Consider the following 10,735-nt stretch of genomic DNA (forward strand, 5'->3'; position numbering starts at 1 on the left):
CTCTGCATAATTCTATTGGAGCGAAGAGCTGTCTAGGAGGAATCACATGAACACCGCAAAGCGCTTTGGGCTTGTCCTGACTCTGGCCCTGGTTCTCGCCACCGGCTTCGGCTGCGCCAAAAAGCAGGTCGCCGCCACCCCTGAAGGCACCAGCGCCCCCATGGCCACCGAGGACGACGCCGCCCGTCGTGCCCAGCTGGAAGCCCTTGCCCGGGCCCAGCAGATCATCACCGACGCCAAAGTCTACTTCGACTTCGACAAGTTCGACCTGAAGGCCGAATCCAAGGAAGTGCTGAAGCAGAAGGCCGACGTGCTGAAGAAGTTCCCCTCCATCCGCGTGCTGGTGGAAGGCCACTGCGACGAACGTGGTACCCAGGAATACAACCTGGCCCTCGGCGAACGTCGCGCCCGCGCCGCCTACGAGTACCTGGTGATGTCCGGCGTGAACGCCGGTCAGCTGGAAATGATCAGCTACGGCGAAGAACGCCCCGCCGTGGACGGTCACAACGAAGCTGCCTGGTCCAAGAACCGCCGCGGCGAGTTCAAGATCATCAAGTAGGTTTCGTTTCCGCCTGATTTCGAGGCCGCTCCCGTTCGCGGGGGCGGCCTTCCTTTTTTGCGCGCACGGGCGGCAGGGGCAGGCAGGCGGCGACCGGGCCACGCCGCTCCGGCACCAAGGCGGACACGCCGCACGGTGATGGCGGACCCGCGCCGGGGGCAATGCGGCCGTGTGCGTAATCGCACGACGGGCCGGAAGCGCCCGTGGGCTCCGTACGGACATGGAGGGTGCGGGGGAATGCGTCCGCGCGTGCCGCTACGCCACGGCGACGGGCGCGCACTCGGCGCGCAGGCGGCGCAGGCGGTGCTCGGCCACGGTCAGGGCGGAGAGCACGCGGGCGCGGTCCAGCAGGTCCACGACGGGCAGCAGCATCAGGGCCTTCAACCGTTCCACGAACAATTCCAGTTCCTGCCGCTGCCGTTCCGGGCCCGTAGGCGTCGCGTCACCGGGCCGGGCCGCCTGCAACGCCTCGCCGGGGATGCCCGGCAGGCAGTGGCGCTGCATGGCCTCGCGCAGGCGCAGGGGATGGCGCGAGGACTGGCGCTCCGCCGCGTCGGGGGCGGTGGGCGGCGGGGGCAGCAGCGCGGAACGGGCGTGCAGGGCCGCCGCGACGCCCGCCCGATGGCCGAAGACCTGGGCGGCCAGCACCATGGCCCCGCCGATGCGGTTGGCCCCGTGCATGCCGGTGGCGCATTCGCCGCAGGCGAACAGACCCGGCACGGAGGTGCGCCCGTCCCCGTCGATGAGCGCGCCGCCATTGCCCGCATGGGCCATGAGCGACAGCAGGCGCGGTTCCCGTTCGCCGTGGTAGCGCACCGGCACCACCCCGGCCGGGGTCATCCGGGCCAGCAGATGGGCGTCCAGCGCGGCGTCGGGCAGGCCCCAGCCCCACGGGGCATGGGTGGCGCGACCGGCCACATGGTCGCGCAGTTCGCGCGGCAGGGCGGCGGGCACGCCGTCCGTCCCCGCCACCTCCAGTTCGTGGGCCCGTTCGGGCAGGAAGGCGAAGGGATGTCCGCCCTCGTACCACAGGAACTGGAGGAACGAGGCGTTGCCGGTGCGGGCTCCGCAGTCGCGGGCCAGGCCCAGCCCCGCGCCGGTCTGTCCTGCATCGGTGCGGGCAAGTCCGGACACGTCACCGGTGAACAGCGAGGCAGGCCCGCCCACGGCCAGCACCACGGACCGGGCGCGCACCGGCAGCACGGTCCCGGCTTGGTCCAGACACAGCGCGCTGCCGGGGGGACCGCCCTCCACGCCCAGGGCCGCCAGGGTAAAGCCCGGCAACACCTCGACGCCAGCGGCCACGGCCACGCGCATCAGGGCCGCGTGGGCGGCCGCACAGTCGGGGATGACGGCGGCCACGGCCATTTCGGGCAGGAAGCAGGCGGCGCGGCGCAGCCGCGCGCCCCCCGGCCCGGTGGCCAGGGGCACGCCCCATTGTTCCAGTTCGCGCAGGCGCGCCTCGCCCTGTTCCAGCAGCAGGCGCACCAGCGCCGGGTCCGCCGTGCCGGGATGGGCGATGTCCAGGGCGCGCTCCAGAATGACGGCGCGCTCCTCGTCGTCGGCCGGGGCCAGCACGCCCAGCGAGCCCGCATGGCCCGCAAAGGACGACCCGCCCGGCCCATCGTGCGGGGCCAGCACGATGACGCGCAGGCCGCGCCCCGAAACGGCGGCGGCCACGGCGGCGCGCAGACCGGCAAACCCGGCCCCGGCAACGAGAACGTCCGCTTCCAGCGACATGCGGTCTCCCTCACGCTCCGTGGCATTGCATGTATCCGCCATGCCGACGCGCGGGGTCCAGCCCCCGGACACCGGCGGGCGCGCCCCCGGCGGGGCGGCACTTCAACACACCTTCACTCTGCGCGGAACCGCACCGGAAATCAAGCCGCACGCACAACGCCCCCGGAGCGGCATGCTCCGGGGGCGTTGTCGTCAATCAGGCGGACGAAAGGACCATTCGGGGCCAACGCTACTTCATGGCCTCGGGAAACAGCTCCGACGCCAGTTCGCGCAGCTTGAACTTCTGGATCTTGCCGCTGGCGGTCATGGGATAGGCGTCGATGAAGCTGATGTAGCGCGGCACCTTGTGCCAGGCGATGCGGCCGCGGCAGTGGTCGCGCACGTCTTCGGGGGCCAGTTCCACGCCGGGCTTGGGGATGATGAACGCCCCCACCTCCTCGCCGTACTTGCGGCTGGCCACGCCCACCACCTGCACGTCCTGCACGCCGTCCATGCCGTACAGGAACTCCTCGATCTCGCGGGGGTAGATGTTCTCGCCGCCCCGGATGATCATGTCCTTGATGCGGCCGGTGATGACCACGTAGCCTTCCTCGTCCATGACGCCAAGGTCGCCGGAATGCAGCCAGCCCTCGGGATCGATGGTGGAGGCCGTGGCTTCGGGCATGTTGTAGTAGCCCTTCATCACGTTGTAGCCCCGGCAGACCACCTCGCCCTGGGTGCCGCGCGGCACTTCCTCGTTGGTGTCCGGGTCCACGATGCGCACCTCGATGCACGGCATGGCCCGGCCCACGGTCTGCACGCGGCGCTCGAAGGGGTCGGTGACCAGGCTCTGGGTCATCACCGGCGAACCTTCGGTAAGGCCGTAGCAGATGGTGATCTCGCGCATGTACATCTTTTCGATCACCCGGCGCATCAGCGGTTCCGGGCAGACCGAACCGGCCATGATGCCGGTGCGCAGCGAACTGAAGTCGAACCGGTCGAACAGCTTGTGCTCCAGCACGGCCAGGAACATGGTGGGCACGCCGTACAGGGCGGTGCACTTCTCCTGGTCCACGGAGGCCATGACGTGCATGGGGCTGAAGCTTTCCAGGATCACCAGCGCGGCCCCGTGGTTGATGGCGGCCAGCACCCCCAGCACGCAGCCGAAGCAGTGGAACAGCGGCACTGGCAGGCACACCCGGTCCTTTTCGGTGAAGTGCTGGTTCTTGCCGATCCAGTAGCCGTTGTTGCCGATGTTCACGTGGGTGAGCATGACCCCCTTGGGAAACCCGGTGGTGCCCGAGGTGTACTGCATGTTCACCACGTCGTGCGGGTCCAGCGCGCGCTGGCGCTCGGCGTATTCCTCGTCCGAGACCATGGCGGACATGCTGATGATCTCGGGCACGGAATACATGCCCCGGTGCTTTTCCGCGCCCAGGAACATGACCCGCTTGAGGTGCGGCAGCGAGGGGCAGCGAAGCTGGCCGCGCGGCTGCGTCTTCAGTTCCGGGATCATGTCGTAGATGGTCTGCACGTAGTCGTGGTCGCGGAACCCGTCGATGATGAACAGGTTTTCGCATTCCGACTGGGTGAGCAGATAGCGTATCTCGTGCTCGCGGTAGTTGGTGTTCACCGTGAGCAGGATGGCCCCCATCTTGGCCGTGGCGAACTGCAAGGCCACCCAGTAGGGCACGTTGGTGGCCCATACGGCCACCTTCTCTCCGTGCTGCACGCCAAGGGCCATCAGGCCCTTGGCCAGGTCGTCCACCACCTGGGCGAACTGCCGGTAGGTCTGCCTGTAGTCGCGGTCCACGTAGATGACCGCGTCGTTGTCCGGATAGTTGGCGACGGTCTCGTCCAGTATCTGGCCGAGGGTACGTTCGCGCACTGCGAATTCGTCCATGCCCCTTCCACTCCTAAGGGTAGTAGATCACGGCGTAGATCTCGGCCGGGGCGTCCCCCTCGGCCCCCACGTAGTGGGGCACGATGGAGTTGTAGTAGATGCTGTCGCCCGGTCCGAGCAGATGCTCTTCCTTGCCGTACACGACGCGGATGGAGCCCTTGTTCACCAGGATGAACTCCTCGCCCTGGTGCGAGGACAGCTTGCGGTCCTCCACGGGCTCCGGACAGATCTCGATGAAGAACGGCTCCATGTTCCGGTCGCTCTTGCCCTTGCCCAGCGAGTGGAAGCGGAAGGCCGCGCACTTGTTGCGCGCCTTCTGCATGGTCAGGTCCGCCTCGCGGTCGCCCTGGCGGCTCACGATGGGGTCGCGGCTCACCGCGTCGTCCATGAAGGTGCCAAGGCGTACGTTCAGGGCGCGGGCGAGCTTCTGTAGCGGCCCGATGGACGGATACAGGTTGTCGTCCTCGAGGGCGGCGATGAATTCCGTCTTGAGACCGGCCGCGTCCGCGAGTTCCTCGCGGGACAGGCTGCGGTCCTCCCTGTACTTGCGCACGCGCGCGCCAAGCTTGTCAGCGCCCATGGCTCCTCCTTGAAGCGGATTGGTTTGCATCGCTCCCGCCTGCGTCCGCCCGCGCCCGGTGACGGAATGCGGCGACGGAATGCGGCGGGAATCGTTCTACTTAGCCGACCGGCGCACGCTGTACAAGGGAAATACCCCGGACTGCGCGCGCGAACAGCGGTTCCGCGCGAATACCGGTCGCGCCACGGCCCCCCGGAGTCGGCCCGGCCACGTGACGCGGAGCGGCCGGACGCACCCGACGTGGCGCGACCGTTGCGACACTTTATAAGAGCGACGCCCCCATGACAACCGGTGCATGGGGGGCGCGCACCGCCGCATGCCTTTTCACGTTCCGGGTCTTCCGCTATGGTCGCCGCATGCCAGACGATCTCGTGCGCCGCAAGTTCACCGTCTCCGGGCAGGTCCAGGGGGTGGGGTTTCGCCCCTTCGTGTACCGCATCGCCGCCGACCATGCGCTGACCGGCACGGTGAGCAACACCGCCGCCGGGGTGTTCATCGAAGTGCAAGGACTTGCGGCATCGGTGGACGGGTTCGGGCACGACCTGGCCCACAAGCTTCCGCCGCTGGCCCGGGTGGTCTCCTGCACGCGCGAGGACATTCCCGTGGTGCACGGCGAGGAGGGGTTCCGCATCATTGCGAGCGGCGACGGGGGCGCGGGGCACGAGGTGCTCATCAGCGCCGACGTGGCCACCTGTGACGACTGCCTGGCCGACATGGACGACCCGGCCAACCGCCGCCACCTGTACCCCTTCACCAACTGCACCAATTGCGGGCCGCGCTACACCATCACCCGGTTCATCCCCTACGACCGCGACAAGACCTCCATGGCCTGCTTTCCGCTGTGCCCGGAGTGCGCGGCGGAGTATGAAAACCCGCTGGACCGGCGCTTCCACGCCCAGCCCAACGCCTGTCCGGCGTGCGGGCCGCGCGTGTGGTACGTGGACGGCGCGCCGCAGGGGGCGGCGCAGGACACCGGCCCCGGCTCCGCGCCCGGTTCCGGACCCGGTTCCGAACAGGACGCGGGCCGTCCCGCCGGCACCCCGGCCATTCAGGCACTGGCGGAAGCGCTGGCCGCCGGGCGCATCGCCGCCGTGAAGGGGCTGGGCGGATTCCACCTGGCCTGCGATGCCACCAGCGACGCGGCCGTGGGCGAACTGCGCCGCCGCAAGCACCGCCCGCACAAGCCGCTGGCCATCATGGTGCCGGACCTGGCCACGGCCCGGCGCATCGTGCACGTTTCCCCGGCGGAGGAAGCCCTGCTGGCCGGGCGCGAGCGGCCCATCGTGCTGTGCCGCGCGCTGGCCGGGCTGGCGGGCGGGATGCCCGACCGGGCGACGCCCCCCCCGTCTCCCTCGCCGGTCTCCCCCGCCGCCGCGCCGCCCGTTTCACCCCTCATCTCGCCCCTCATCTCACCGGACACGCCCTTCGTGGGGGTGATGCTGCCCTACACGCCCCTGCACCACGTGCTGCTGCGCCTGTACGGCGCGCTGCTGCCCGAAGGCCGCGTGCCCGCGCTGGTGATGACCTCGGGCAACGCGGGGGGCGAGCCCATCTGCCTCGGCAACCGCGAGGCGTTGCGCCGCCTGCGGTCCATCGCCGACGTGTTCCTGCTGCACGACCGCGACATCCTGATCCGCACCGACGACTCGGTGACGCGGGTCAACCCGGTCACCGGCGCGCCGCAGTTCCTGCGCCGGGCGCGCGGCTTCACCCCCCGGCCGGTGTTCCTTGAGGGCGACGGCCCGTGCGTGCTGGCCATGGGGCCGGAGCTCAAGAACACCCTGTGCGTCACCCGGGGCGACAAGGCCTTCGTCAGCCAGCACATCGGCGACATGCACAACCTGGAAACCCTGGGCTTCCACCGCGAAATCGCCGCGCACCTGCCGCGCATCCTGCAAGTGACCCCGCAGGCCGTGGTGCGCGACCTGCACCCCGACTACATGACCACGGCCGAGGCGGAGCAGAGCGGCCTGCCCGCGCTGCCCCTGCAACACCATTTCGCGCACATCCACGCCGTGCTGGCGGAGAACCGCCACGACGGCCCGACCCTGGGGCTGGCCCTGGACGGCACGGGGTACGGCGACGACGGAACGGTGTGGGGCGGCGAACTGCTGTACGTGGACAACGTGGCCCTGGACCACCAGCGGCTGGGGCGGCTGGCCCGCATCCCCCTGCCGGGGGGCGAGGCCGCCATCCGCGAGCCGTGGCGCATCGCGCAGGGGCTGCTGTGGCAACTGGGCCTGCGTGAGTCCGGGAGGGACGGCGCACGCCCGTGGCCGTGGCTGCGTCGCCACGCCCAGGCCGCCGCCCTGCTGCCGCGCCTGCTGGAACGCGGAGTGAACACCCCGCTCACCTCCAGTTGCGGGCGGCTGTTCGACGCCGTAGCCGCCCTGCTGGGCCTGTGCGACGCCATCACCTACGAAGGGCAGGCGGCCATCCGGCTGGAACACGCGCAGGACGCCATCTCCCCGCACGGGGGCAGCCACGACGCCTTCCTCGCCCGCGCCTACCCCTGCCCCCTGCGCCCTGCGCCAGACCGTGACGCGCCAGACGGGGGCGAAACCCTCGTGCTCGACACCCACGTGCTGTTCCGCGCCGTGCACGACGACTGGGCGCGCGGCGCCGCCCCCGGCGAGGTGGCGCTCCGCTTCCACGCCGGACTGGTGGCGGGCCTGACCGACATGACCGCCAACATGGCCGGGGTCATGGGCGTACCCGTGGTGGCCCTGTCCGGCGGGGTGATGCAGAACCTGACCCTGTCCGTGCACCTGCCCCAGGCCCTTGCCGCGCGCGGGCTTACCGTGCTGACCCACGCGGAACTGCCCCCCGGCGACGGCTGCATCTCGCTGGGGCAGGCCGCCTGGGCGCGCCGGGCTCTGGCCGCGCGAGGATAGCCCCGCCGCGCCGTACCCCGGTTGCGCTCCTGGTTGTTCCCCGGTTGCGCCTTGCCCGGCCGCAACGCCGGCCGCGAAAATCCGAAAGCGCCACTCTCATTCCGCAACGCCACTGTACGTCCCATTCACACGCGGAATCCACGAAAGCATCCTGGAATATAACCCGGTTTACTCTCGCGTTGCATCCGTGCTATGCGGATATGTTCCGGAAGTTTTCCGTCCGCAATCGTCCTCCGCGCGCTTCCGCACACTCCCGATGCATCCGGCAACGCCTCATCCACGGCCGGTACCTCCACTTCACCAAGAACAGTCATGGCGCGCCAGAGACCAGCCGACACTCCCTATTTTTCCGCCCGGCTGAAGAACAGGCTGCGCGAAGCCCTGACCATGCGCAGCGTGCTCATCGAGGCGCCTTCCGGCTACGGCAAGACCACGGTCGTGCAGAACTACATCCATCCGCACCTGCCCCGGGACACCGCATGGGTGCGGCACGTCGGCGCGGAGGAATCGCCCCAGGCCGCATGGCGGCGCTTTTGCCAGGCCGTGCGGAAGATCGACGAGCCCACGGGCAGGACGCTGCTCGGCCTTGGCCTGCCGGACGAGGACAACGCCGGTGACGTGGCCGCCCTGCTGCGCGAAATGGACAGCGCGCAGCCCGCATGGCTGGTGCTGGACGACTTCCAGCACATCGCCCCCCTTGCGCCCATGGCCGTCTGGAAGGCCCTGCTGGAGCACGATTCGCCCCTCGTGCGGGTGGCCGTGGTCACCCGCGCGCTGGAACCCTGCGTCATGCCGTATGAAAAGTCCGGGTACCTGCGGCTGGACGTGGCCGACCTGCGCCTGACCGAGGGCGAAACGCGGGAATACGCCGCCCATGCCGGCATCACGCTGGCGGAAGAAGAGGCGGCGGAACTGCACCGCCGCGCCGAAGGCTGGATGATCGCGCTGGCCCTGCACCTGCGGCGCTGGCGCGAAACGGGCGGCTTCGCCGCCGCGTCCGGGCTGGAGGGGTTGCTGCGGGACGTCATCTGGAACGGCCTGGACGACGCCGGGCGCGACTTCCTGCTGCGCCTTTCCCCCTTCGAATGCTTTTCGTCCCGGCAAGCCTCGTTCCTGCTGGACAGGGACCACCTGCCCCGCAAGACCATGACGGCCCTGCAACGCAACGCCCTGCTGCGGTTCGACGCGGCCCAGGGGCTGTACTATCCGCACAGCACCCTGCTGGAATTCACGCGCAAGGCCTTTGCCCAACTGCCGGACGCCCGGCAACGCGCGGCGCTGTACGCGGCGGGCGGCTGGTGCGCCGCCGAGGGCGACTGGGAAGCGGCCATTTCCTTCTATTACCGCCTGCGCGACTTCGAACGGATACTCTCGCTCGACCTTGCGGGCATGGAAGGCAACCGCCTGCTGGACATGCCGGACGTTCCCTACACCACGGCGCTCGCGGACATCGCCGCCAACTGCACGCGCGGGATGAAGCTGCGCCATCCCGTGTCCGCCATCCAACTAGCCTTCGAACTGTTGTCCCAGGGCTGCTACGAGGAATTCGGCGCGCTGTTTGCGGACATGACCGAACTGGTGGAAACCGCGCCCATGCCCGAGCCGCGGCGGGACTACCTGCGCGGCGAACTGCTGCTGGTGGAGGCCTTCAGCCGCTACAACGACATCGCGGAAATGGGGCGGCGCATGCACCGCGCCTCGGAACTGACGGGCGGCAGGACGGCGCTGGTGGCCCTGGACAATTCCTGGACCTTCGGCAACGCGTCGGTCCTGTTCATGTACCACAGCGAAACGGGCAGGCTGGACGGGGAATGCGCGGACATGAAAACCTACTGCCCCTACTACTTCGCCATGACGCAGGGGCACGGCAGCGGCGCGCCGGAACTCATGGAGGCGGAATGCCTGCTGTACCGGGGCGACGCGGCCATGGCGCAGGTGCACGCCTGCAAGGCCCGGCACGAGGCCGCGTTGCGCGGGCAGGCCAGCATCCTGATCGGGGCGGAATTCGTGCTGGGGCGGGCGGCCATGCTGCGTGGGGACGCCGACGCCCTGGTGGACGCCCTGGACGCCATGACCGCCATCGCGAACGCCCACCCGCAAAAGACCAACCGCATGGCGGCGGACATGGCCCGCTCGTACCTGATGAGCCTGCTGGACCGCCCGCACCACATGGCGGAATGGCTGCGCGAGGGCGCGCCCGGCGCGTTCACGAAGCGCCTGTTCACCCCGGCCGTGCCGTTTGCCAACCTGTGCCGGGCCCGCTACCTGCTGCTGGCGGGCAAGCCGGAAATCCTGCTGGGCGAGCACGACGCGGCCATGGGCCTTGCCGCCGCCCTGCGCTATCCGCTGGCCCTGCTGCACGGCCACGTCCACAACGCCGCCGCATGGATGCTGCGGGGCGAACGCACCATGGCCGCCAGCGCCCTGCAACAGGCGATGGACATGGCCCTGCCCGACGGGCTGCTGCTGCCCCTTGCCGAAAACCACGCATGCATCGCGCCGCTGCTGGAAGACCTGGCCCCGTCCATGGCTTCCGGGGCGTCCGGGGCGTCCGGCTTCGCCGCCTCCGTCCGAGCTCTCGGGCAACGGATGGAGGAAGGGCGCAAGGCCATCGCCGACAGGCTGTATTCCCCCCGTGGGGTCTTCGGCCTGTCCCGGCGCGAATACGAAACCGCCAGCCTCGCGGCGCAGGGGCTTTCCAACACGGAAATCGCCGGGCAGCTGTTCCTCAGCCCCAACACGGTGAAAACCCACCTCAAGACCGCCTACCGCAAGACGGGCGCCACCTCCCGCACGGCCCTGCGCCAAATGCTGCGCCAGACGCCGCCACAGTGAACATCACCCGTTCCGAGTGAATACCACCCGTTCCGGGTGATGCCGCGAAAAAAGAAACGGCGCTATCCTTCCGCGATAGCGCCGTTTCTTTTCATCCGGCCCCGCATCTTCCAACCGCGCATGAAGGGAATCCGCAGTCTTTTCCTGCCACGCGGAAGGCAAAGCGGTCTTGACCAGCTTTCGAGCGGGTGCTATCCTGAATTATGTACGCAATTAAGTACGAATGGAGTTTTTATGAATACCCA

6 protein-coding genes are annotated in these 10,735 nt (G+C 69.3%); 3 read left to right on the plus strand and 3 right to left on the minus strand.

Going from position 1 to position 10,735, the window contains the following annotated elements; genetic code table 11:
* Window positions 1-46 precede the first annotated feature (46 nt).
* On the plus strand, window positions 47-559 hold the full coding sequence (pal, locus tag V6B97_RS10470; RefSeq protein WP_333506452.1) for a peptidoglycan-associated lipoprotein Pal: 513 nt from the start codon (window positions 47-49) through the stop codon (window positions 557-559).
* 255 nt (window positions 560-814) lie between these two features.
* Here pal and V6B97_RS10475 read toward each other — a convergent pair whose 3' ends face one another.
* The 3 genes from V6B97_RS10475 to V6B97_RS10485 all read right to left on the minus strand — a co-directional run bounded on the left by V6B97_RS10475 (window position 815) and on the right by V6B97_RS10485 (window position 4,761).
* Window positions 815-2,299 carry an FAD-binding protein gene (locus V6B97_RS10475; RefSeq protein ID WP_333506453.1) on the minus strand — a complete coding sequence of 495 codons (1,485 nt, stop codon included), beginning with the start codon at window positions 2,297-2,299 and terminating at the stop codon, window positions 815-817.
* A 229-nt stretch (window positions 2,300-2,528) separates the two neighbouring features.
* Entirely contained in the window at window positions 2,529-4,181 is a 1,653-nt protein-coding gene (locus tag V6B97_RS10480; RefSeq protein ID WP_333506454.1) for an AMP-binding protein, read from the minus strand.
* Between the two features lie 13 nt (window positions 4,182-4,194).
* Window positions 4,195-4,761, minus strand: a complete 567-nt coding sequence (locus V6B97_RS10485; protein WP_015945990.1) for a helix-turn-helix domain-containing protein — start codon at window positions 4,759-4,761, stop codon at window positions 4,195-4,197.
* Between the two features lie 356 nt (window positions 4,762-5,117).
* Here V6B97_RS10485 and V6B97_RS10490 point away from each other — a divergent pair, with 356 nt between their 5' ends.
* Both V6B97_RS10490 and V6B97_RS10495 read left to right on the plus strand, forming a co-directional pair.
* Window positions 5,118-7,655, plus strand: coding sequence for a carbamoyltransferase HypF (locus tag V6B97_RS10490; RefSeq protein WP_333506455.1), 2,538 nt, complete (start codon window positions 5,118-5,120; stop codon window positions 7,653-7,655).
* A 312-nt stretch (window positions 7,656-7,967) separates the two neighbouring features.
* Window positions 7,968-10,490 (plus strand): LuxR C-terminal-related transcriptional regulator, encoded by a 2,523-nt coding sequence (locus tag V6B97_RS10495; protein WP_333506456.1) that lies wholly within the window; start codon window positions 7,968-7,970, stop codon window positions 10,488-10,490.
* Window positions 10,491-10,735: the final 245 nt, after the last annotated feature.

The sequence above is a fragment of the Nitratidesulfovibrio sp. 1201_IL3209 genome, assembly GCF_036763125.1.
Classification (GTDB): Bacteria; Desulfobacterota; Desulfovibrionia; order Desulfovibrionales; family Desulfovibrionaceae; genus Cupidesulfovibrio.